Annotated in this window: 22 protein-coding genes; 12 read left to right on the top strand and 10 right to left on the bottom strand. The window is 30.6% G+C overall.

Going from position 1 to position 23,159, the window contains the following annotated elements; translation table 11 throughout:
- Positions 1–125 precede the first annotated feature (125 nt).
- Genes ACS5L2_RS01130 through ACS5L2_RS01110 form a run of 5 tightly spaced genes read left to right on the top strand, consistent with a single transcriptional unit; the run spans position 126 to position 5,950 of the window.
- Positions 126–2,468: a DNA-directed DNA polymerase gene (locus ACS5L2_RS01130; protein WP_459201933.1), complete on the top strand. Its 2,343-nt coding sequence runs from the start codon at positions 126–128 to the stop codon at positions 2,466–2,468.
- A 4-nt stretch (positions 2,469–2,472) separates the two neighbouring features.
- Positions 2,473–2,796, top strand: coding sequence for a gamma-glutamylcyclotransferase family protein (locus tag ACS5L2_RS01125; RefSeq protein WP_459201932.1), 324 nt, complete (start codon positions 2,473–2,475; stop codon positions 2,794–2,796).
- Positions 2,797–2,801: 5 nt separating this feature from the next.
- The gene (locus tag ACS5L2_RS01120) at positions 2,802–4,085 is read left to right on the top strand and encodes an amidohydrolase (protein WP_459201931.1); all 1,284 of its coding nucleotides are present in this window, start codon (positions 2,802–2,804) and stop codon (positions 4,083–4,085) included.
- A 30-nt stretch (positions 4,086–4,115) separates the two neighbouring features.
- Positions 4,116–4,760: a PHP domain-containing protein gene (locus tag ACS5L2_RS01115; RefSeq protein ID WP_459201930.1), complete on the top strand. Its 645-nt coding sequence runs from the start codon at positions 4,116–4,118 to the stop codon at positions 4,758–4,760.
- Between the two features lie 5 nt (positions 4,761–4,765).
- Positions 4,766–5,950, top strand: a complete 1,185-nt coding sequence (locus ACS5L2_RS01110; RefSeq protein WP_459201929.1) for an RNA ligase — start codon at positions 4,766–4,768, stop codon at positions 5,948–5,950.
- A gap of 242 nt (positions 5,951–6,192) precedes the next feature.
- Here ACS5L2_RS01110 and ACS5L2_RS01105 read toward each other — a convergent pair whose 3' ends face one another.
- The 5 genes from ACS5L2_RS01105 to ACS5L2_RS01085 all read right to left on the bottom strand — a co-directional run bounded on the left by ACS5L2_RS01105 (position 6,193) and on the right by ACS5L2_RS01085 (position 11,466).
- A complete protein-coding gene (locus ACS5L2_RS01105) occupies positions 6,193–6,975 on the bottom strand; it encodes a hypothetical protein (RefSeq protein ID WP_459201928.1) in 783 nt (260 codons plus the stop codon).
- 189 nt (positions 6,976–7,164) lie between these two features.
- Positions 7,165–7,407: a hypothetical protein gene (locus tag ACS5L2_RS01100; protein WP_459201927.1), complete on the bottom strand. Its 243-nt coding sequence runs from the start codon at positions 7,405–7,407 to the stop codon at positions 7,165–7,167.
- A 411-nt stretch (positions 7,408–7,818) separates the two neighbouring features.
- Positions 7,819–8,703 carry a type II restriction endonuclease gene (locus ACS5L2_RS01095; RefSeq protein ID WP_459201926.1) on the bottom strand — a complete coding sequence of 295 codons (885 nt, stop codon included), beginning with the start codon at positions 8,701–8,703 and terminating at the stop codon, positions 7,819–7,821.
- A gap of 10 nt (positions 8,704–8,713) precedes the next feature.
- Positions 8,714–9,652, bottom strand: a complete 939-nt coding sequence (locus ACS5L2_RS01090; protein ID WP_459201925.1) for a DNA adenine methylase — start codon at positions 9,650–9,652, stop codon at positions 8,714–8,716.
- Between the two features lie 440 nt (positions 9,653–10,092).
- Complete coding sequence (locus tag ACS5L2_RS01085; protein ID WP_459201924.1) at positions 10,093–11,466, bottom strand: radical SAM protein; 1,374 nt, start codon at positions 11,464–11,466, stop codon at positions 10,093–10,095.
- 84 nt (positions 11,467–11,550) lie between these two features.
- On the opposite strand from ACS5L2_RS01085, the gene ACS5L2_RS01080 reads away from it, so the two are divergent.
- Positions 11,551–12,081 carry a type II toxin-antitoxin system VapC family toxin gene (locus tag ACS5L2_RS01080; protein ID WP_459201923.1) on the top strand — a complete coding sequence of 177 codons (531 nt, stop codon included), beginning with the start codon at positions 11,551–11,553 and terminating at the stop codon, positions 12,079–12,081.
- Positions 12,082–12,110: 29 nt separating this feature from the next.
- Here the strand turns inward: ACS5L2_RS01080 and ACS5L2_RS01075 are convergent, their stop codons facing one another.
- Complete coding sequence (locus ACS5L2_RS01075; RefSeq protein ID WP_459201922.1) at positions 12,111–12,359, bottom strand: hypothetical protein; 249 nt, start codon at positions 12,357–12,359, stop codon at positions 12,111–12,113.
- A gap of 202 nt (positions 12,360–12,561) precedes the next feature.
- Between ACS5L2_RS01075 and ACS5L2_RS01070 the strand changes: the two genes are divergently transcribed.
- The gene (locus ACS5L2_RS01070; RefSeq protein ID WP_459201921.1) at positions 12,562–13,395 is read left to right on the top strand and encodes a F420-dependent methylenetetrahydromethanopterin dehydrogenase; all 834 of its coding nucleotides are present in this window, start codon (positions 12,562–12,564) and stop codon (positions 13,393–13,395) included.
- Positions 13,396–13,489: 94 nt separating this feature from the next.
- Here ACS5L2_RS01070 and ACS5L2_RS01065 read toward each other — a convergent pair whose 3' ends face one another.
- Positions 13,490–14,107, bottom strand: coding sequence for a trimeric intracellular cation channel family protein (locus ACS5L2_RS01065; protein ID WP_459201920.1), 618 nt, complete (start codon positions 14,105–14,107; stop codon positions 13,490–13,492).
- Between the two features lie 126 nt (positions 14,108–14,233).
- On the opposite strand from ACS5L2_RS01065, the gene ACS5L2_RS01060 reads away from it, so the two are divergent.
- The 5 genes from ACS5L2_RS01060 to ACS5L2_RS01040 are packed head-to-tail and all read left to right on the top strand — an operon-like array spanning position 14,234 to position 20,354.
- Positions 14,234–14,923 (top strand): glycosyltransferase family 2 protein, encoded by a 690-nt coding sequence (locus ACS5L2_RS01060; protein WP_459201919.1) that lies wholly within the window; start codon positions 14,234–14,236, stop codon positions 14,921–14,923.
- Between the two features lie 10 nt (positions 14,924–14,933).
- Entirely contained in the window at positions 14,934–15,977 is a 1,044-nt protein-coding gene (locus ACS5L2_RS01055) for a DUF354 domain-containing protein (protein ID WP_459201918.1), read from the top strand.
- Positions 15,974–17,080 carry a glycosyltransferase family 4 protein gene (locus ACS5L2_RS01050; RefSeq protein WP_459201917.1) on the top strand — a complete coding sequence of 369 codons (1,107 nt, stop codon included), beginning with the start codon at positions 15,974–15,976 and terminating at the stop codon, positions 17,078–17,080. The genes ACS5L2_RS01055 and ACS5L2_RS01050 overlap by 4 nt, the downstream gene beginning before the upstream one ends.
- Before the next feature lie 5 nt (positions 17,081–17,085).
- Positions 17,086–18,198 carry a glycosyltransferase family 4 protein gene (locus ACS5L2_RS01045; protein ID WP_459201916.1) on the top strand — a complete coding sequence of 371 codons (1,113 nt, stop codon included), beginning with the start codon at positions 17,086–17,088 and terminating at the stop codon, positions 18,196–18,198.
- 5 nt (positions 18,199–18,203) lie between these two features.
- A complete protein-coding gene (locus ACS5L2_RS01040; protein WP_459201915.1) occupies positions 18,204–20,354 on the top strand; it encodes a DUF2206 domain-containing protein in 2,151 nt (716 codons plus the stop codon).
- Positions 20,355–20,389: 35 nt separating this feature from the next.
- Here ACS5L2_RS01040 and ACS5L2_RS01035 read toward each other — a convergent pair whose 3' ends face one another.
- From ACS5L2_RS01035 to ACS5L2_RS01025, 3 genes are read right to left on the bottom strand one after another with little or no spacing between them, the layout of a single operon-like run.
- Positions 20,390–21,478: a DegT/DnrJ/EryC1/StrS family aminotransferase gene (locus tag ACS5L2_RS01035; protein WP_459201914.1), complete on the bottom strand. Its 1,089-nt coding sequence runs from the start codon at positions 21,476–21,478 to the stop codon at positions 20,390–20,392.
- Entirely contained in the window at positions 21,475–22,182 is a 708-nt protein-coding gene (locus ACS5L2_RS01030; protein WP_459201913.1) for a CatB-related O-acetyltransferase, read from the bottom strand. The genes ACS5L2_RS01035 and ACS5L2_RS01030 overlap by 4 nt, the downstream gene beginning before the upstream one ends.
- Positions 22,183–22,201: 19 nt before the next feature.
- On the bottom strand, positions 22,202–23,152 hold the full coding sequence (locus ACS5L2_RS01025) for an NAD-dependent epimerase/dehydratase family protein (protein ID WP_459201912.1): 951 nt from the start codon (positions 23,150–23,152) through the stop codon (positions 22,202–22,204).
- Between the last annotated feature and the right edge of the window lie 7 nt (positions 23,153–23,159).

The following is a 23,159-nucleotide window of genomic DNA, read 5'->3' as shown; positions in this document are numbered from 1 at the left end:
AAATATACTAAAAACTGTAACTCTCAAATATTACTTAAATAAACATATAAATTTAACTAATATTTTCCAATATTTAAAAAACGACTTTGTACTAAAAACTAAAACCTAAAGTCTGCGGTGTTTTGATGGAAAGCCTGATTGATTTAGACTATAATTCTGATGATTTGTGCATTTACCTCTATTTATTAAATAATATCATAAAAGAAAAGGATTTCAAACCATATTTTTACATAAATTCAACAGATAATGAAAAAATCCTTGAATTTTTAAAAGATTACGAAAAAAAACATAACCTGAATAGTGAAATCACCAAAATGATTGAAAAAATCGAAACTGTTAAAAAAATAGTTTTTGATGAAAATTATCAGGAAAAAGAAATCTCAAAAGTTACTGTAAAATACCCAAATAACGTAAAAACGGTCCGTGAAATATTAATGGAATTTGAAAGATTATACGAGTATGATATTCCATTTGTAAGACGGTATTTAATAGATAATAATATCATTCCTACGTCAAACTGGGATTTTGAAACTAATAGCTTGATTGATAACAAAATTCCAGAATTTAAAACTGTTTCTTTTGATATTGAAGTTTACTGTCATAAAGCGCCAGAACCAAAGACAGACCCAATAATAATGGCAAGTTTTAGTTCAAAAGATTTTAACACCGTAGTTTCCACCAAAAAATTCGATCATGACAAATTAGAATACGTAAAAGATGAAAAAGAACTCATAAAACGAATTATCGAAATTTTAAAAGATTATGACATAATTTACACGTACAATGGGGACAATTTTGATTTTCCATACCTTAAAAAAAGAGCTGAAATTTTTGGGCTTGACTTAAAGCTTGGAAAAAACGATGAAAAAATAAAAATTACTAAAGGCGGGATAAATTCTAAAAGTTATATCCCTGGAAGAGTTCACATCGATTTGTACCCTATTGCAAGACGGCTTTTAAATTTAACAAAATACCGGCTTGAAAATGTAACCGAAGCTCTTTTCGGAATAAAAAAAGTAGATGTTGGCCATGAAAATATCCCAAAAATGTGGGATAGTTTAGATAAAACCCTTGTTGAATATTCCCATCAAGATGCATATTACACCCAAAAAATGGGAGAACAGTTTTTACCTCTTGAAATAATGTTTTCAAGGGTTGTAAACCAGTCACTTTATGATATTAACCGTATGAGTAGCAGCCAAATGGTAGAATACTTACTTTTAAAAAATTCGTATAATAAAGGTGTTATTGCACCAAACAAACCCTCTGGAAAAGAATATCAAAAAAGAATTCGAAGTTCATATGAGGGTGGCTACGTAAAAGAACCAATAAAAGGAATTCATGAAGATATTGTCTCGATGGACTTTTTAAGCCTTTATCCATCCATTATAATGAGCCACAACTTAAGCCCTGAAACAATAGATTGTGATTGTTGTAATGACGAAGAAAATGAAGAGATTTTGGGCCACAAGTTCTGTAAAAAAAATATCGGGATTATTCCAAAGACCCTCATGGACTTGATTGATAGGAGAAAAAAAGTCAAAAAAATACTAAAGGAAAAGGCTGAAAAAGAAGAATTTGATGAAGAGTACCAGATTTTAGACTATGAACAGAAATCTATCAAGGTTCTTGCAAATTCACACTATGGGTACCTCGCATTTCCAATGGCAAGGTGGTATTCGAGAGATTGCGCAGAAATTACAACACACCTTGGAAGAAAATATATTCAAAAAACTATCGAAGAAGCCGAAAACTTTGGATTTAAAGTAATTTACGCGGATACTGATGGATTTTATTCTAAATGGGAAAATGGGGAAAAACTCACAAAAAATGAACTTTTAGAAAAAACAAAGGAATTTTTAAAAACTATCAATGACGAACTGCCGGGTGAAATGGAACTTGAGTTTGAAGGTTACTTTAAAAGAGGTATTTTTGTAACCAAAAAGAAATATGCGCTTATTGATGAAAATGAAAAAATTACAGTAAAAGGGCTCGAAGTTGTAAGGCGGGACTGGTCAAACGTTTCTAAAAATACCCAAAGAAATGTATTAAACGCGCTTTTAAAAGAAGGTAGCGTTGAAAATGCAAAGAAAGTAATTCAGGACACAATTAAAGAATTAAAAAATGGAAATGTAAACAAAGAAGATTTATTAATCCACACACAGCTTACAAAACGAATTGAAGACTACAAAACCACTTCCCCACATGTTGAAGTTGCAAAAAAAATTTTAAAATCTGGAAATCGGGTAAATATTGGAGATGTCATAAGTTATATTATAACGAGTGGGAATAAATCAATCAGTGAGCGGGCTGAGCCGATAGAAACTGCAAAAGACTACGATACAAATTATTATATTGAAAACCAGATTTTACCACCGGTCATAAGATTAATGGAAGCTTTGGGAATTACCAAAGACGAATTAAAAGATTCAAAAAAGCAGTACACACTCCACCATTTTTTAAAGTGATTTTATGGAATATGTTAATATTTTTGCATACGGAGAACTGATGAAGGACGAAAGATTGCTCGAACTTATAAATAGAATTCCTGAACGAAATTCTGGAAAAATAATTAATTTTGAAAAATTTTTCGATGAAAAAATTGGCTACTATGGTGTAAGACTCAAAGAAAATTCTTTAGTTGATGGAATCATTCTTTTTGATATTTCTTCAAAAGAATTGGAAATTTTTGATAATTACGAAGATGAAGGGACATATTACTCAAAAAATAAAACTATTTGCTATGATTTAGAGGGAAAAAGTTACGAATCATACGTTTACGTGAGATTGGAGTGAAAATTATGATATTGATAAAAAATGCGTCGTATTATATCGATAACAATTTAATTGTTCATGAAAATTACGATATTTTAATTGAAAAAGCGGAAAATTCTGAAACAAAAATAACTGTTGGAAAAAACCTTATCGAAAAATTGAATTTGAACATGAATGAATTAAAAATTATTTCTGGTGAGAAAAAATGTGCAATGCCTGGGCTTTATAATGCACACACTCACATTCCGATGACTCTTTTAAGAGGAATTGCAGATGATATGGTTCTTCAGGACTGGTTAACTCAAAAAATATGGCCAAATGAAGCGAAATTAAATAGTAACGATGTTTACTACGGTTCACTTTTAGGATGCCTTGAAATGCTTCGTTTTGGAGTTACCTCATTTAATGAAATGTACTTCTTTTCTGAAGAAATATTGAAAGCTACAAAAGAAATCGGCTTGAATGCGCAAATTTCTTACCCTATTATCGATTTTGGAACCCCTGAAGAACAGAGTATTGATAAACTCTTAAATTCCGCGGAATCATTTGTTAAAAACAATATTGATGAAAAGAATATAAAAGTTGGAATCGCACCTCACGCACCATACACCTGTTCAGAAGAAACCTACCAAAAATGCAGTGAAATTTCAAACGATTATAATGTAGATATGCACACACACGTTTCTGAAACACGTTATGAAGTTGTTGAACTTGAAAATAAAATTGGTATGCGTCCCATAGAATACCTTGAAAAAATCGGAGTTTTAAATGAAAAATTACATGCTGCACACTGCGTATGGATTACAAAAGACGAAGCAAAAAAACTTGCAAAAAATAACATTAAAGTGCTCCACTGCCCAACAAGCAATATGAAACTTGCAAGCGGGGGCGTAATGCCACTTTTCGAACTTATAGAGTACGGTGCAGATGTTTCAGTTGGAACTGACGGGCCTGCAAGTAATAATAATTTAGACATATTTAAAGAAATGAAAATGACATCCCTTTTACATAAAGCACACCGTTGGGACCCGACAGTTGCCGGAATTAATACAGTTTTAAAAATGGGAATTAATAGTGAAAGTATTGGAATAAAAAACAATGATATTATATTAATTGACCTTGATTCAGCACATCTTAAGCCATTTAACAATATAAAATCAAATATTGTGTATTCTGCATTTGGAAACGATGTTGATACAGTAATTGTCGATGGAAATATTTTACTTGAGAACAAAAAATATAAACTATCCGAAACATTCATAAATAATATCTACAAAAATGTACAGAAAATAACGGAAAAATTCGAATAGATTTATCAATTTAAACTTTCTGGTGACTTGATGATAAAAATTGATATGCACGTGCATACAAACACTTCAAAATGTTCCATGAATTTTTTGCAGATGTTAAAAAAGACGTGTATTAAACAAAACATTGTGCCGATAATTACGGATCACAATGCTATGACCAAAGTCGATTTTGGGATACCCGGAGAAGAGATTTCAACGGAAAAAGGGGAATTTTGCGGAATTTTTTTAACTGAAGAAATAATCGAAAAAGACATTTTTGAAGCTGTTGACAAGGTCAAAGAACAAGGCGGACTTATTTACTTACCCCACCCATTCGACTGGAGAAGAAAACGGTCTCTTTGTAAATTTGGAGCGCTTGAAAGTTCTGAATTTATAAAAAAAGTAGATATTGTTGAAGTATATAACAGCAGATGTGTCGAACAAAGACCAAATGAAGAAGCTTACTCTTTTGCAGAGACAAACAAACTTTTAATGGGCGTTGGAAGTGATGCACATTTTCCATGGGAAGTTGGGAACGCCTATTTAAATGTAGATGAATTTGATTTTGAAAGTCCAAAAGAATTTTTAAATGTGCTCAAAAAAGCCGATAGAAACGGATTTTACTGTAAACGGTCACACCCAAGCAACATGCTCGTATGTAGCAAACTCTCAAAAAGAATTAAAAAATTGATTTGATTTTCATGAACCCGACGTATTTTTCAGAGGATATTTCAAATTTTAAAGAATTTATAGTAAAGGTGTCTAAAAAATTAGATATTGATGAAGATACTCTACAAAACGGATTTAAACGAAAATTAATTACAAAATATGAATATAATGGAAAAAAATATCTCTGTTTTAAAAAAAAGCTGAAACATATTGAGCGAGGAACTATTCTTTTTTTAAATGAAAATCTCGATTTTATTATGGGCTATCCAAAAATAAGGCGTGCTATGGTTCTTGAATCGACTGTTAATAAATATTTTGATGGCAAAATTGCAGTAGAAGAAAAATTAGATGGATACAACATTAGAATAGTAAAATTTTATGGCGAAATTATCGCAATTACCCGTGGGGGGAAAATCTGCCCGTTCACGACTAAAAAAGTGAAAAAATATATAAATACCAAATTTTTGGACGATTTTCCAGAATTAATGCTTTGTGGAGAGATGGTCGGTTTAAATAACCCATATGTAAATCACTACTACCCTGAAGCTGATAAGACTTACGAAAACCTCGGTTTTTACATTTTTGATATACGAAATAAAGAAACAAATTCTGCTCTTTCAATATCTGAAAAGGAAAAAGTTTTAGATGAATACAACATTCCATACGTAAAACCGATAAAAATCATTGACAGTACGGATATAGAAAAATTATGGGACATATTGGATGATTTAAATAAAAATCACCGGGAAGGTGTCGTTTTAAAGGACCCCGAAATGATAAAAAACCCGATAAAGTACACCACCCACAATACGCAGTGCGGAGACCTTTCAATCGCATTTACATACGTTTACGACCTCGGAATTGATTTCATGTTTAGCAGAATCGTAAGAGAAGGATATCAATCATTTGAAAAATGTGAAAGCGAAGAAGAAATGGAAAAACGTGCACATGACCTTGGAAAATCGATTTTACTCCCAATGGTTGAAACTATAAAAGAAATTTCGAAAGACTCCCTTGCAAAAGAATGTTTTGAACTTTATTTTGAGTTTGAAGAAGATTTTGATGAATTTATAAACTATCTTAAAACCATGCACATCAATTTTGCCGTTGAAAGCAGGGAATATATCAAAAAAGGCGTAATTAAAGTTAGAATCTGCAGAATTTATAATTCTACTACGGATAGGATTAAAAGCCACCTTGATGGTAATTTATGGTAATTTAAAGTAGATATACTCCGTTTTGGTTATCAGAAAAGGTTATATACATCGATACGATATTAACCTTGTGTCCTATGCGGGCACTCCATGTGAATACTTGTGGTCGTGTGGGGCATATTTTAATTGTGGTTGGGGAACCTGAATGTTATATGCCCCCCGATAAAAAAAATACCGCTTTTTTAAAATAGTTTTAAAGTCAGAATAATTTCAAAAAATTTAGATAATAAAAAAATTTTATAAAATTAATAATTTCTTTTAAAGAGTATTCCAACAATTAAAATTACAGATATGATTACCGAAATCGGTGAAATCGGTGCTTTTATAGGTTTTGAGGACTTATATTTTAGAACTGGCGCATCTACCCATGAACCACCATTTAACGAGTACGTACCATTTGTAATATTAAAATTTAATGTATCTGTTGAACCAACTCTTGAACCTAAATAAGGAAACTCCACAGACTGGTTAACTCCTGAATCCGGGTCAAACATTGTTAAAGATACGTTGTTAAAATAACTGTGTGCAGAATTTACATTACGGCTCATATTTACTTCTGAACCATCCTCAGAAAACTCCCAGATATACTCCCCATCATTGTAATTATTATCATTTGCATTATCGTTTAAACCAAGTGTTATTGAAGAACCGAGCAAATTTTCAGAATAATAAGGAAGTTCTGGAACATTTACAGTATTTCCACTTTTATTAAAAATGTTATTATCATTTACTTTTAGTAAAACTGTTGGTGCAGGGTCAGTTGTACCCCTATTATCAGTTAATGATAAAAATTGGGTTTTTGTAGAACCATCCGCCATTGTATAGCTGATAACCCCGTAATAATACTTTGAACCCTTATAATCTGGGACCACCGCGGTAAATGAATTATTATATGCATCATAAAATGTATTGTCTGATTTATTTGTATGTTCTCGAATTACAATTTTTGCGTCGACAATTTTTTGTTCTGCAGCATAAACGCTCCCGATAATTAGAAATAAAACAATAACTGGTAAAATTCTTTTCATGTTAATATCCCCGATAAAACGATATTTTAACACTGTTTTTTTGTATTATATATTTATCGGAAAAAAAGGTAAAAATAAACTTAACAACGGTTATTTTTAAGAGTAATTCAACACGAAAATCATGAAAAAAGCCATAATGGGTATACATACCAAAATTAACTCTGAAAAAAGAAAAGAAAAAAGAAAAAATCATTTTAATAACCCGAAAAAACCAGCCTGCTTTTTTTCACAACTACAGGGAATATAAACTCCCGAACTGAGTTTTTCGAATTTTCCAAGAGATACTAATAAGTCTAATTTTACTTCAAGGTTTTTAACTGATTCTTTACGCCGTTTAAGAATTTCCATAACAAAATGAGGAGGATTTTTTAGATTTATATCCCCACTCAAGTTAACCCATTTATTAATTGCTTCCATCAGTTCCTGATCCATATTATTCCTTTTGCATTGATAAAATATAATCATAATTTATAAATTAAGCCACATTAGTTCAGTTATGACCTCCACATATCTAAATATTCAATATTGTATTATCATTGGTTATTGGGAGCATAAGTACCACAGATAAGGTTCGGTCCGTAATACGCACTTTTTAATTAAAAACTATAATTAATTATGTAGTTCAGTGACGTTTTGCGGATAATTTTACTCCCCAAAAATTCTATTATGTATGCCATATATATGTTTTAATTATTAGATTTGCACATCAAGTTAAATCAAAAAATTTAATTAAACGATTAATAATTGATTAATAAAATATTCGTTTAACTTTAACAAAATCGTGGCTATCTTTCAAATCCATATAAAACGTAAAAAATTAAAAAAATTGAAGAACTAATCCCGTTATTTTAATATGATTCTTTCCAAAAGTCCGTCTGAAACCATCTTTAAATTTAAAACGTAGTTATTGTGATTAATAGTTTCTTCTAACGGGTTTTTAGCAGTTTTCCACCCAAATCCGTCGGTAATCCACACAAAAGTATGATTTTGAGAATTAATTAAATCTTCTATTGTTTTGTATTCTCCGGCAGTGGCTTTAAGTTTTGAACCTCCGCCTTCATAAAAATTAACTTCCACTATGGTTAAATGCCCATTACCGTTTTTAACTGCAAAATCAAATTTTCTATTGTTTTTATCCACGTTTATATCTATTCCAAAAGCTTTTTTTATTTGCGAAGCAGTTGCTTGTGTGATATACTCAATCTCTTGATTTTCTTCTGAAATTGCTTTTAAAACATTTTCCAGTTTATCTTCCATTGATTTTCCGGTTCTGTTTTTTCTTGCATTGGTATCCAGACCAACTTCAACGCCAAAAACATAATCCATGAGATTTGTAACTTCTTTATCTACAAATAACTTTTCAATACCTGTTTCTTTAGCAAATCGGTAATATTTATCTGCTAAATCATTATCAACAGTTTTAATTTTGTTAAAATTGTAAGTTGTAATCTGTTCTAAATCATCAATAATATTCAGATCACTGCCATTAAACCGAACTGCAACGAGAAGCGGCAATACAGAAGCACATTCAGGGTACTTTTTAATCAATTCCTTAAATTTATTCTCAAAATCGGTTTCACCCAAAAGAGCACTCATTATTCCAAGATTAATTTTAAAATCAAATACATTGCTTTTTACTTTTTCCCAGTCAACAAAATAATCATGAGATTTTATAGTGGGCTTTAATTCGCTTATAAATTCGTCGATAGTTGGTTTAATATAATCCATAACACTCCCTTTAGTAGTTTTTAATAACTAATTCAGAGATTTTGCCCCTTGCGTCACTTTTTGAGTTTATTGCACGAGCAGCATATACTTTTTCAATTTTAAAATCATTAAAATGATCTTCAAAAAAACTGTCATCTGGATCAGCGTTTTTTGGATCGGAATTGCTAAGCATCAATAAAGCACCGGTTTTATCAATTTTTCTAAACCATTGTGAAAGTTCAATCTGATTATCCTCGTTAAAATCGGATTTTGAATACGATGTAAAACTTGAAGTGTTTGGAAGTGGCCGGTATGGCGGGTCCATGTAAACAAAGGTATCAATGTCTAATTCGACATATTTTTCAATATCGTAGTATTCCCCGCACGTTAGTGTTACATCCTGTAAAGCTTCACTAACGCTGATTAAATTTTCATCGTATATTGCTGGATTTTTATACTTTCCAAATGGAACATTAAATTCTCCTTTTTTATTTAGCCGGTAAAGCCCGTTAAAACAGGTTTTATTTAGAAATATCAGTTTTGCCACGTGCTCAAAACATTTTCCAGAATCAATTTTTTTTAAAATATCATAATGATTATTTTTAACCTTGACATTTTCCACATTAAAGTCATTTCTAACGTTATAATAATATTCAGACCGCATTTCATCGTTTAATTTTAAATAACTTTCTTTCATCTCACTTAAAATAGACATCAAAAGATTTACATCGGTTTGAACTGCTTTATATGCTGCAATTAATTCGATATTTATATCGTTTAAAAGCACTTCTTCAAAATCATAGTGTTTTTGAAGTTCAAAAAAAACTGCACCGCCGCCTAAAAAAGGTTCAACATATTTTGTTATCCCGTTTTTAAGAAGTTTTTTCGGGTAATGACTTTTAAACTGGCCCAATAACCCGGCCTTACCTCCAGCCCATTTTAAAAACGGTTTTGCATTTAATTTTGACATTTAATATCCTCGTTTACGATAAATTTAAATTATATTTTAAAAAACAGACATAATTACTTTTTGCAGTATTCGATCTAACTTTAGTATATTATCAAGATGGATATATGGTTTGCCATTTTTTTGTATATCCATTTAAAATTAATTTCAATATTTGAAAGTTATTACAAACAAAAAAGCTTATACTGATAATTAAAGGCAGCGCGATTATGTAATATGATTAATACGCGAAACCAATTTTACATTGGTCAACACATACTGTTTAATATATTAAATGAAATGAATAATTACGTAGTTATTGTAAATTTTACACCAAAAGCGCTCGATGATGATTGTCATCCCTGCTGACTTTAATTTGTTATATTAGTTGCAAATTAAAGAAATGATGAATACAGGGTTTCTGAGAGTTGCTTTATTTTTCCATTCCTTGAAATTCCATGAAACTATTTTACCAGTGAACCAACAATCACGTTGTCTTTTACACGAAGAACTTTTACATTTACCCGTTTTCCAATCAATTTATTAACATCTTGTTTACAGTCGATTATTTGAATTACCCGATTTTTTGAAGCACCGATAACTTCTCCCTTGACCCTGCCATCCATTAAAATGGTTACTGAAATCGTTTCATTTAATTTAAATGGACAGGGCAATCTGTTCCTACTGTGGCTTCCGAAAAATCCGTGCAATGGAACCTCTAAATCCACATTTATTCCGTTTTTAAGATATTCTTTATGATAAACATCCAAAAGATTGTAGAACTTTGGAAAATCCCAGACTTTCATTTTTGAAATTTTTCTTCCAAATTGGTAAGTTAAACACAACTGCGGGCCGACAATTGGATTTTTCTTGTTTGTTATCGGGTTTATCGTAGTTTGTGGAGTTTTTTGTTCCAATTCAACTGCAAAGTCGAGTACTTTTTTAAATTCCTCGTCATTGTAATTTGGAAGTAGAAGTGGTGCAATCAACAGGTGAATTTTTGAATTTTTTATGTACTTTGCAATTTCCATAATTTTTTCGATATCGTAATTTTTACTTCCCGAAAGCCCTTTTGAAAACTTTTCATCGATTGCATTAATTGATAGATTAATTCTGTGAAGTCCTGCAACTTCTAAATCATCGATCAGTTTTTCTGTCAAATGAACCCCGTTTGACTGGATTGAAACTATTCCTTTGTTTTTCGAATTTATTTCGTTTAAATTTTGAACTAAATCTGGAAGGGGGTAGTATAATGAAGGCTCCCCCTGCCCATCGAGGTGTGCTTCGAGCTTTTTATATCCCTTAAAATCTGCAATTTTTTCGTATTCTGAAATTAGATAATCCTTATCAACGTAGTAATCGTTTTTTCGGGATTTTGAGTGAATTCCTTCATCAACAGAACAAAAAGGGCAGTTTATATTACATCCACTAAGTCCCCTTACCTGAATTACGTTTGTTCCCCTGTCAATCAGTCCAAATGCAGTGTGTCCGATTAAAGGCGTTGGTTCCGTGATATAGTAAGTTCTCCGGTTTGTAGTTTTATTTAAAAGTCCTTCTGAAATGCTCTGAGACATTTTATTCAATATTCCTGTTTTTAATGAACCTGTAAGTACCTGTGCAGATTTAGAATTATCATTTACAAAATCTTTGAAAATTAAAATTCCGTTTTCAAGGGATACATCATAATCCATCAAAACACTTACTTCATAATTTTGGTTTATTTCAAGAACAAGCGTATTTTCGTCCAATATTGAATCGGTAATCATCTTAAATTGATTCAAATCAAAAATCCAACAATTCTCATTCCCCATATTATTTTTATTTGCATTTCTCGTCACATTTACACCGGAGATTTTTAAATATGTAAAAGTAGTAAGTATCCATATAATATAACTATATTTGATTAGTTAAAAAGTGATTTTATGATAAAAATACTCGATGCTTCAGCATTCATACACGGATACAACCCGTCAATTGAAGAAGGAGAGCACTACACTACAAACGGAATCGTTTCAGAAGTCGTTTCAAAAGAAGATATTGTAAAATTGGCAATCGAATACGGAAAATTAAAAATACTCGATCCAAAACCTGAAACGATTGAAAAGGTAGTCAAAACTTCGATAGATACTGGAGACACTATTTCAAACAACGATATCGAGATACTCGCACTTGCAATTGACCTTGGCGGAATTTTGTACACTGATGACTACGGCATTCAAAACGTTTCAAAAAAATTAAAAATTAATTACGAAAATATCGTTTCAGCTGGTTCAAAGGAAGATTTTGTCTGGAAAAAAATCTGTAAAGGCTGTAAAAAGATGTATCCGATAAATTATCAAGATGATGAATGTGAAGTCTGCGGAAGCCCGCTTTATCGAAAAATGGTAAAAAATAGACTTAAAAAAGGTAAAAATTTTTATGATAAAAAGAAAAAGCCAAAAAAATTATTTTAATTAATTTACTTTTTCAATTTAAAATTAAATTAAAGTTTCAATTTTTCTTCGACTTTTTCTGCAGCTTCACTCACTTCTTCAGCAACTTCTATAATATTTTCAGGAATTTCTTCTGCTTTTTTTTCGGGATTTATGGTTCTGAAACTGATTCCAAGTTCGCCATTTACATCCATTGAACCAATTTTAAAGTTAATAACTTTTATATTCTGTTTTATGTCCACACGAAGTATTATTTCTTTATCACTTAACGAATTGATTATTTTTTCAAAGTCGTCCATAAAATTCCCCTCCGTTTAAATAAATTAAATCTCTTTTACGGAGTTATATCTGTGTCTGGCATTATTTATACCTTTATTTTTTACCACTATATTTTATAATTACACTTATTAATATGGGTAATAAAGATTTCGAATAGCAATTAATATATGCCCTTGATTTCAAAGGTAATACGGAAAGGAAATAATATCTTTCGGTGATATAATGGTTGTAAAAATAGGTATTTTAAAATGTGGAAACATAGGAATGTCCCCTGTAATTGATCTTTGTTTAGACGAAAGAGCAGACAGAAACGACATTGACGTTAGAGTTTTAGGTAGCGGAGCTAAAATGAACCCTGACCAGGTAGAAGAAGTTGCTAAAAAAATGGTTGAAGAAGTAAAACCAGACTTCATCGTATACATTGGTCCAAACCCTGCTGCACCAGGTCCAAAAAAAGCTAGAGAAATCTTAAGCGCTGGCGGAATCCCTGCAGTTATCATTGGTGACGCACCAGGTATCAAAGACAAAGACGCTATGGCAGAAGAAGGACTCGGATACGTTTTAATCAAATGCGACCCTATGATCGGTGCAAGAAGACAGTTCTTAGACCCTGTTGAAATGGCAATGTTCAACGCTGATGTAATCAGAGTTTTAGCTGGAACAGGTGCTTTAAGAGTTGTACAAAACGCTATTGATGAAATGGTATTTGCAGTTGAAGAAGGAAAAGAAATACCATTACCAAAAATCGTAATCACCGAACAAAAAGCAGTTGAAGCAATGGACTTTGCAAACCCATACGCAAAAGCAAAAGCTATGGCTGCATTTGTAATGGCTGAAAAAGTAGCAGATATTGACGTTAAAGGATGCTTCATGACCAAAGAAATGGAAAAATATATACCAATTGTTGCATCTGCACACGAAACAATAAGATACGCTGCAAAATTAGTTGACGAAGCAAGAGAGTTAGAAAAAGCAACAGACGCTGTTTCAAGAAAACCTCACGCAGGCGACGGAAAAATCTTAAACAAATGTAAATTAATGGTAAAACCAGAATAACTTTGCATCTACTTAAATAAATATTTACCAAACCATTTCTCTTTTTTTGATTTTTAAAAAAATTTAGATATTTTTTAGTTGTTATTTTTGTTCATTATAAAATTTTAGGAAGGCTCCATTTACAGAGCATTGCAACAATTCTAATCATTAAAACGACGATACTGCAAATAACAGCACTTGCTTCTAAACTTAAGTTTGATAAAATTGCCATGTAAAATGCAATTGCACCAATTATTGAACAGCTTGCGTAAAAGTCTTCAGTTAATGCAGAAGGAGTTTTTTGTAAGAGTATGTCACTTATTATCCCACCACCAACTCCAGTTAACGTTGCAAGTATAATTATTCCAAAAAATGATACTTCATAATTATATGCAATCATTGCACCGGTTGTCGTAAACGCAGAAAGGCCCACTGCATCGGGAATCTGTATAATATATTTGTTGCTTACATCTTCTTTAAAAACTTTAAAAATTACTATTGCACACCATACTCCAATTAATGCAACCCCCATATCAGTTAGCGACCTTAATGCATAAGGAATTGTATTTACAAGTAAATCTCTCGTAATTCCGCCACCAAGTGCAGTCATTATCCCAAGAACTATTATTCCAAGTAAATCTAATCCTTTTTTAATTCCTTTTAATGCACCAACTACTGCAAACGCTAAAAGACCGATTATATTCATTATAAAAAATATGTTTTCTGTTATCATGTTTCTTCCATATTGATTAATATTTTATTATTGTTCAAAACATAACCATTATATATCTTTAATACATAATTTTTCCATAAACACTCCTTCTTAAAAAACCTAACGATAATATTTGGGGGCACTATTATGAATAACAGGATTTTAGCAATAATTCCGGCATATAATGAAGAAAAATCCATAAAACACGTTATCGAAAACATCAAAGACACAGTTTCAGGCATATTAGTAATTGATGATGGAAGTAGCGACAACACCACAAAATACGCTAAAGACGCAGGCGCAGAAGTAATTACCTTTACCGAAAATCAAGGCAAAGGAAATGCAATGCGTAAAGGTTACGAATATTTTGTTAATTCAGATTACGATATTTCTATTATTTATGATGCTGACGGGCAGTACCGGAAAGAAGATATACTTCCAGCATGCAGCCCGATTTTAGAAAATGCGGCAGATTTAGTTGTAGGGTCCAGATTTATTGGAAAATATCAGGATAATGCAAATGTAAATTACAAAACAAGAATTTTATGTAATAACATATCTACAACAGTCACAAGAGTAATGTCAAGACTTCCAACAACAGATTCACAGAGCGGACTTGTTGCAATGAGTAAACTTGCAGCATCAAAACTCGATTTACAAGCCAAAAGATGGGGAATTCATCAAGAATTAATAATTAGGGCTGGAAAAAAAGGTTTAAAATATTGTGAAGTTCCAATAGTCTTTGAAAAAAGGATGCACGGTGTTTCAAGGTTAAAAGTTATGAAATATCCATTTATTGCATTTCCAGTAATGTTAAAAGCATGGTTAAGGAATTAATTGGTGAATTATGAAAGTTTTATTTAATGTGGATCATCCTGCAAAGTTTCATTTATTTAAAAACGCAATGCGAATATTAAAAGATCACGGAAACGATGTACTTTTAACAATTGTTGATAAAGAAGTTACGTTAAAATTAGCTGAAAAATTTTGTAATCTTTATAATATACCCTATAAAGTTATAGGCCTAAATTCTGGCAATTTAACTAAAAAGGCATTTAATGTTCCATCAATTGAATTTAATTTATTAAAAACAGCTTTAAATTTTAAACCCGAATTGTTAGTTGGGGGCTGTGGCGACCTCTACGTGGCTCACGTATCTAAAATGATAAATCGACCCTCATTTATATTTGATACTAATGATCAGGCAAAATTACAACATAAATTATCATTTCCATTCGCAACCAGAATTTTCACACCCTCAAGTTATTTACTAAACTTAGGTAAAAAACATACAAAATATGAAGGGTTTCATGAATTAGCTTATTTGCATCCCAACTATTTTAAACCGGATAATGTGATATTGGATGACCTAAATTTACCAAAAAACGATATTATATTACTGCGATTAGTTTCTTGGAATGCTTTTCATGATGTTGGTAAAAAAAGTGTTTTTAATTTTTTAAAATACTTAAAAGAATTCGAAAACTATGGTACTGTAATCATATCTTCAGAATCAAAACTAAAAAAAGATATGGATAAATATTGTATGTCATTACCGCCTGAAAAATTACATGATATTATAAGTTACTCAAAAATATATTTTGGAGAAGGGGTAACTCTTGCTTCTGAAAGTACCGTATTGGGAACTCAAGCGATATATAGCAATACGTTATATGCAGGATATATAAGAGAATTAGAAACTAAATATGGACTCATTAATCTATCCAACACTGAATTAACCTTAAAACATATGTTAGATATGCTTGAAAATAACAGCCTAAAAAAACAGTCTATGGATGTACGAAAAAAAATACTTGATGAAAAAATTGATGTTACAAAATTCATTTGTAATGTGGTTGAAAATTATGAAACATATTCGGTGGAATATTGAAAATAGGAATAATTGCAGAATCGTTAAATCGACCTAAAACTGGCGTGGAACATTATTTATCCAATTTATTGTCAAATTTTGACGTTAAATCTAACATATATTGTATAGGTTACGAAAAATTACCTCTTGAAAAATTTAATGAATATATCATATCCAATCCATTCAAAATAATATTCGCAACATTATGGTACCCTTATGTAACATATTCTCTGAAATATAAAACTGATTTTGATATTATACATAATCCACGACATTTTCCCACCCTCTTCAAATTAAAACATTCAAAATATGTTATTACTGTACATGACATTTTTGGAATAAAATTAAACTCAAAAAATTATGAAACATACAAAAAAGTGGCCTACAGATTATTATTGCCAAAAACCTTAGAATCTGCAGATAAAATAATAGCAGTTTCTGAAAACACTAAAAATGATTTAATAAATCATTTCAAAATTCCTCCGAATAAGATTAAAGTAATATATAATGCAGCAGATAAAACTTTTGCTAAATTAAATGAAATTGAAATATCAGATATTAAAAAAAAATATGCTATTAATTATTCATTTATTCTTTACGTAGGTGGGCTTGCAGCCCATAAAAATATCATTAGATTGATTGAAGCTTATAATATACTTAAAAAGTTAGGGGTAACCCACAAATTAGTATTGGCAGGCGTAAAACGTTATAAATATAAAGAAATATTTGAAACTATTGAAAAATTGAATTTACAAAACGATGTAATATTTACGGGATATGTTCCGGATGAAGATTTACCTGGCCTATATAATGCAGCAGATTTATTTGTTTATCCTTCACTTTATGAAGGTTTTGGAATTCCACCTTTAGAAGCCATGCAGTGTGGAACTCCAGTAATTACTTCAAACACTTCTTCGTTACCCGAAGTTGTGGGTGATGCGGGCATAATGGTTAACCCCTATGATGTTGACGAACTTGCAAATAAAATGTATGAAGTACTAACTAATGAATACTTAAGAAAAGAAATGTCTAAAAAAGGCCTTGAAAGAGCTAAATTATTCAGCTGGAAAAAATGTGCTGAAGAACACATAAAAGTTTATGAAGAAGTTTATAATATGAAGTGATGAACTTGAACATAGGAGTAATTGCGAATACACTAAATCCACCAAAAACAGGTGTGGGAAATTATGTCTATAATATTTTAAAATGCATGACGTTTTATTCCCAGTCAATGAATCTATGCACCATAAATTATACTGAAACCTGCTTTTTCGAAGATATACAGGAAATAATTATAGATAATCCATTTAATAAATTTAATAAAAATTTTTTGTGGGCACAAACACTACCATTTTCGAAATCATTGCAAGATTTAGATATTATACATAATCCATATCAATTGCCAACATTTACAAAGTTTAAACAAAAATATATCATGACAACCCACGATATAATACAAACAATATTTTTTGAAGAAACTAAAAAAAGTATATATCTTTCACAAAAAATTATGCTATTAAGATCATTGAAATCTGCAGATAAAATAATAGCAGTTTCTGAAAACACTAAAAATGATTTAATAAATCATTTCAAAATTCCTCCGAATAAGATTAAAGTAATATATAATGCAGCAGATAAAACTTTTGCTAAATTAAATGAAATTGAAATATCAGATATTAAAAAAAAATATGCTATTAATTATTCATTTATTCTTTACGTAGGTGGGCTTGCAGCCCATAAAAATATCATTAGATTGATTGAAGCTTATAATATACTTAAAAAGTTAGGGGTAACCCACAAATTAGTATTGGCAGGCGTAAAACGTTATAAATATAAAGAAATATTTGAAACTATTGAAAAATTGAATTTACAAAACGATGTAATATTTACGGGATATGTTCCGGATGAAGATTTACCTGGCCTATATAATGCAGCAGATTTATTTGTTTATCCTTCACTTTATGAAGGTTTTGGAATTCCACCTTTAGAAGCCATGCAGTGTGGAACTCCAGTAATTACTTCAAACACTTCTTCGTTACCCGAAGTTGTGGGTGATGCGGGCATAATGGTTAACCCCTATGATGTTGACGAACTTGCAAATAAAATGTATGAAGTACTAACTAATGAATACTTAAGAAAAGAAATGTCTAAAAAAGGCCTTGAAAGAGCTAAATTATTCAGCTGGAAAAAATGTGCTGAAGAACACATAAAAGTTTATGAAGAAGTTTATAATATGAAGTGAATATAATGAAAATATTAAATCCTTTTAAATTACAAAACTGGGAATATAAAAAATTTTTGATAGTAATTCTCGGGATTCAACTTTCATTACTTGGGCTTTTTGGACTTAATAAATTGGGTGTTGAAACCCCGATTTTAAGAGCATTTGTTGGATTTATTTATATTTCATTTGTTCCGGGATATATAATTTTAAGACTTTTAAAGTTGAATAAATTAGATAGTTCTGAGAGTTTTTTATACGCTTTAATACTTAGTATTTTTACAAGTATGTTCCTGGGTTTTTTCGTCAATTCAAATCCTTTAAACATTTTTGGTGAAAAACCTATTTCAGAATACAGCCTATTATCAACAATTGCAATTTTTAATTTTTTAATAACAATTGCTTCATGTTTCCAAAATTATAATATTAGATATTCAGATGTTTATTTAGATTTAAAAAAACTAACGAATTTAGATGTCGTGTTAATATCCATAATTCCCATCATCTTCCTTTTGGGGATGTATTTAAAAAAATATTATTTATATAATTCAATATCGACCTTAGCCATTTTGTTATTAATAATTATATTAATGAGATCATTACAAATAAAAGGAAAATGGGGGAAGTATCCAATTTTAATATACTTACTTTCTATATCGCTAATATTAACCTTCTCCCTGACCAATACATTTACAATTAGTCACGATGGAGAATACACGCTTGCAAAAGAAACATTAGACAACGGAATATATAATAGTGCAACATTTGGAACATATTATTCAACATTGAGTAATAATATTCTACCATGTATCCCCTATTACTTATGCAATATTTCATTATTATCAGTATATAAAATTATATTCCCAATATGGCTTTCGATATTGCCCCTGGGAATTTATTTGCTCTCGAAACAATATTTGCCTCCAAAAGAATCATTTTTAGCATCATTTCTAACATTATTTACTGGTTCGTTGGTCTTTTTAAATTCATATACCATTTCAAAACAATTTTTTGCAGAACTTTTTTTATTGTTATTTTTAATTACTACTTTCCAAAAAGATATTCCGGAATATAAAAAGTACTTGTTGTATATAATATCTTTTTTTGGAATAATTTGGTCCCATTACGGAACTGCATTTCTTGTTTTAGGGCTATTATTGTTCCTATCAGCATTTGAAGTTTTTAATATAAAAAAAAGAGAATTTACAAAATTATTAATAATTTATGTAATATTCTTCCTCTTATGGTATACAAATATTTCAAACGGATCATTGCTCTACATTTTAAAATCTATTTCTAAAAGTATTTTAGAAAATCTATCGTCAGAATTTGGTTCTACCTCCACAAGAGGTTCTGTGCTCATTACATCTCATAAAACCGGGATATCATTATTGTCCAAATATTTAAATTTATCAATCCCATTCTTTATACTTATAGGCCTAATTAAAAGTTCATTACCCAAATGCCGAAAATTTCCAGTGAAATATCTTCTTTTTTCAGCATATTTTTATATTTTAATGATTTTTTCAGTTTTGATACCCAAATTTTCAGTAATGTCTCCAGGAAGACTTTACGGACTTTCAATGTTAACAGCAATGCCTTTTGTAATACTTGGCAGCTTTTATTTTTTTAATATCTTAGTTACGTTATCGAACAAGTTGCCAATAACCATTAGCTATTCTAAAATTAAAACCTTGTTTGGATTATTTTTCTCAATTATGATATTGCTAAATTTGGGCGTTGTTAGAGAATTCACCAATGAAGGCCCCATTTCGGAAAGTTTGTGTAACGATTTCGATGCACTTACTTTTGATGAAAAAGCTAAAATTTATGCGAATACCGTTTTTGAATATGATGTTTACTCGTCAACTTGGATCGCAAAATACCATACGCTTAACACGATAAGAACCACCGTGGGATATACGGGTACTGCGAGTACATTTAAAAATTATGCATCTTCGGATATGAAAGTGTTAACATTTTATGAAAATATGACATATTCTAAAAAGAATGAGTACATTTGGATATTATTTGCCAATCATGAGAATATTGCGCACGGAACCAAATATGATTTGTATTATAGTTATAACTTCAATGAATCCACGTATTATTCAAAAATAGCAGAGTTAAATAAAATATATAGTAATGGTAAAAGTGATATATTATTGAATAATTGATTTCAAATGATTATATTAATTAATAAGATTCAACATTATTTTATAATTTCACAAATTTTATCTACATCATTTAAAGTTAAATCTGCATAGAGTGGTAACGTTAAAACTCTTTCTGCAACGTATTCTGCTACAGGCGTTTTTTCAACATTAAATTCCCCCCGATAACATTCAAAACTATTGGTTAATGGGTAAAAATATTTTCTTGCATTGATTCCATTTCTTTTTAATAATTCAAATATTTCATCCCTATTAAATTTGTAGTCATCAAAAAGAACTGGGAAATATGAGTAATTACTTTTAACTCCTTTTTTGGGAATATTTAATTTTATCCCATCGATTCCTTCAAGATTTTCCACATATCGCTCAAAAACTTGCTTTCTTTTAGCGATTTCTGCATTAACATGCCGAAGATTACAAATACCCATTGCAGCTTGAAACTCGTTCATTTTTGCATTTCCGCCAACGTAGCTAACAGATTCTGAGCCCGTAATTCCAAAATTTTTTAATGAATCTAATTTTTCTTTTAACTCAACATCTTTAAAACATAATGCTCCGCCTTCGATAGTATTAAAAACTTTTGTAGCGTGAAAACTGAACATTGAGGCATCCCCTAAATTAGCTACATTTATACCATCAAAAGTTATACCAAAAGCATGCGCTGCATCATATATAACTTTTAAATCATATTTTTTTGCTATTTTTTCAATTTCTTTAAAATTACAGGTATTACCATAAACATGCACGGGAATAATAGCAGACGTTTTATCTGTTATTAAATCCTCAATTTTTGAAGAATCCAGCGTATAATCTTCTGAATTGATATCACAAAAAACAGGTTTTAACCCGTTTCTAACAATTGCATGAGTAGTTGAAGCAAATGTAAAAGGAGTTGTAATAACCTCCCCTTTAAGATTAAACGCTTGAATTGCATTTTCCAAAGCAAGATGGCCATTTGTAAAAAGTGCGACATTTGGAGTAGATAAATATTTTTTTAGTTCTTCTTCCAAAGATTTATGTTTTACCCCGGCATTTGTAAGCCAGTGACTATCCCACAAATCTTTAATTTCTTCAATGTATTCTTCAATTGGAGGCATTGAAGATTTTGTTACTTGAATTTGTTTCATAATTTATCATAACTCTTTATGTTATTAGATATTTCATTTAATCTATATATTACATCATCAGTAACATTTTGTGAATATATTATATCCAAATTTGATCGAATAACCTCTTTTGGCCAGTTCCACCATTGAATTTTTTGAAGTTTAGATATAGTCGATTCTTTAAATCTATTTTTAAGGGGCTTTGCGGGAACACCTGCAACGATTGAATAGGGCTCCACATCATGAGTTACAACAGAGCCTGCCCCAATAACCGCCCCATTTCCAACATGAACATCCCTCAAAATAACCGCATTTGATCCAATCCAAACATCATTTTCAATTTTACAAGGTGATTTGCTATATTCAATACCATTTTCTAACTTTCCATTATCCATTAGTTGAAATCGCCATAACGGTGATGTGGTGACTTTTTTATAATCGTGATCTGCACCCCCAATAGATACATTCCACCCTATTGAACAAAACCTTCCAATCTCAGATGAAAGTATAATCGTCCCTATTCCAGTATATGTATATGAATCTATTATAGACCTTAAAATATAATTTCTACGATTAATCATAGAATTGCTTTTTATATGGCTCCCAGTAATAACTGTTAAATCACCAATAGATACATATTCGTCTAATTTACTACAATTTATGTCTACATCCCGATATAATTTAACATGTTCAGAAATTGAATTGTTTAAATCCATATTTACCATTCTTGTCACCCAATCTCATTTAAATACTTTCGCGCATTAAATATTCAAATAACGAATTAATTGTACTTTCTAAATCATATTTTGGCATCCACCCCGTATCATTATAAAATAAACCTGAATCCATACCCACGTTTAAAAAAACATCTTTCTTGTCAACATTTATAGGGGTATACTTTCCAGTATATTTTTTTCCAATTTCAGCAACCAGTTCCCCAATTTCAACAATATTATACTGTTGGTTAGAACCCAAATTATAAACTTGCTTCCAAATACTCCAATCTGTTGAAAGTAGTGATATAATAGCATCTGCTGCATCACGAACATCCAAATAGGAAACAACTTGTTTACCCCCAACAATCCGAATTAGTTCTGAATTTAATACATTGTTAACAAATTTAGATATTAATTCCGGTTTTAATCCCACATTTCCCCCAGTTAAACTCGAAAGTCTTATATTAGTACATCTTGTTTTATTTCCCCCAGTTAAAGCTATATTTTCGAGTAACAATTCACTTGAATACTTTGCAAAAGCATATATCGAATCTGGACTTACCATAACGTCTTCTTTCCATAATGGGGGGAATTCTTGTCCATAAACACCTTGTGAAGAAATATTGATAATACCGCTAACACCATTTACCGACGCATTATTAAATAGACAATTTGTGAATTTTAAACTTGAAGCTATTTCTTGATTAGACTTATAACCTCGGGCGAAAGCACAATGTATAATAACATCAACATTATTCCACGGTATTTGTCCAAACTCAAATTCATTATTTTCATAAATCTTTAAATCCAAATATGGAAAACGATTCAATAATTTTTCTTTTTCAGACGTTAAAGCCATGAGTTTATAATTTGTTTTAGTTGATAATTGTGCAATTAACTCTGATCCCAAAAATCCACCGGCTCCAGTAATTAAAACTACTTTTTCATTAGTTAAATCAAAATTATCATTCGATTTCAATATTTCA

This window comes from Methanococcus mangrovi (genome assembly GCF_054506835.1).
The sequence above is the reverse complement of the archived record's forward strand: the minus strand, read 5'-3'. Positions and strand labels throughout refer to the sequence as shown.

Bases quoted from the DNA above. Each gene is read 5' to 3' on its own strand.
- ACS5L2_RS01095 (WP_459201926.1), bottom strand. From the start codon at position 8,703: ATGGATTATATTAAACCAACTATCGACGAATTTATAAGCGAATTAAAG.
- ACS5L2_RS01120 (WP_459201931.1), top strand. From the start codon at position 2,802: ATGATATTGATAAAAAATGCGTCGTATTATATCGATAACAATTTAATT.
- ACS5L2_RS01130 (WP_459201933.1), top strand. From the start codon at position 126: ATGGAAAGCCTGATTGATTTAGACTATAATTCTGATGATTTGTGCATT.
- ACS5L2_RS01075 (WP_459201922.1), bottom strand. From the start codon at position 12,359: ATGGACGACTTTGAAAAAATAATCAATTCGTTAAGTGATAAAGAAATA.
- ACS5L2_RS01055 (WP_459201918.1), top strand. From the start codon at position 14,934: ATGAAAGTTTTATTTAATGTGGATCATCCTGCAAAGTTTCATTTATTT.
- ACS5L2_RS01090 (WP_459201925.1), bottom strand. From the start codon at position 9,652: ATGTCAAAATTAAATGCAAAACCGTTTTTAAAATGGGCTGGAGGTAAG.
- ACS5L2_RS01070 (WP_459201921.1), top strand. From the start codon at position 12,562: ATGGTTGTAAAAATAGGTATTTTAAAATGTGGAAACATAGGAATGTCC.
- ACS5L2_RS01100 (WP_459201927.1), bottom strand. From the start codon at position 7,407: ATGGATCAGGAACTGATGGAAGCAATTAATAAATGGGTTAACTTGAGT.
- ACS5L2_RS01060 (WP_459201919.1), top strand. From the start codon at position 14,234: ATGAATAACAGGATTTTAGCAATAATTCCGGCATATAATGAAGAAAAA.
- ACS5L2_RS01115 (WP_459201930.1), top strand. From the start codon at position 4,116: ATGATAAAAATTGATATGCACGTGCATACAAACACTTCAAAATGTTCC.
- ACS5L2_RS01105 (WP_459201928.1), bottom strand. From the start codon at position 6,975: ATGAAAAGAATTTTACCAGTTATTGTTTTATTTCTAATTATCGGGAGC.
- ACS5L2_RS01080 (WP_459201923.1), top strand. From the start codon at position 11,551: ATGATAAAAATACTCGATGCTTCAGCATTCATACACGGATACAACCCG.
- ACS5L2_RS01125 (WP_459201932.1), top strand. From the start codon at position 2,473: ATGGAATATGTTAATATTTTTGCATACGGAGAACTGATGAAGGACGAA.
- ACS5L2_RS01030 (WP_459201913.1), bottom strand. From the start codon at position 22,182: ATGGTAAATATGGATTTAAACAATTCAATTTCTGAACATGTTAAATTA.
- ACS5L2_RS01035 (WP_459201914.1), bottom strand. From the start codon at position 21,478: ATGAAACAAATTCAAGTAACAAAATCTTCAATGCCTCCAATTGAAGAA.
- ACS5L2_RS01040 (WP_459201915.1), top strand. From the start codon at position 18,204: ATGAAAATATTAAATCCTTTTAAATTACAAAACTGGGAATATAAAAAA.
- ACS5L2_RS01110 (WP_459201929.1), top strand. From the start codon at position 4,766: ATGAACCCGACGTATTTTTCAGAGGATATTTCAAATTTTAAAGAATTT.
- ACS5L2_RS01065 (WP_459201920.1), bottom strand. From the start codon at position 14,107: ATGATAACAGAAAACATATTTTTTATAATGAATATAATCGGTCTTTTA.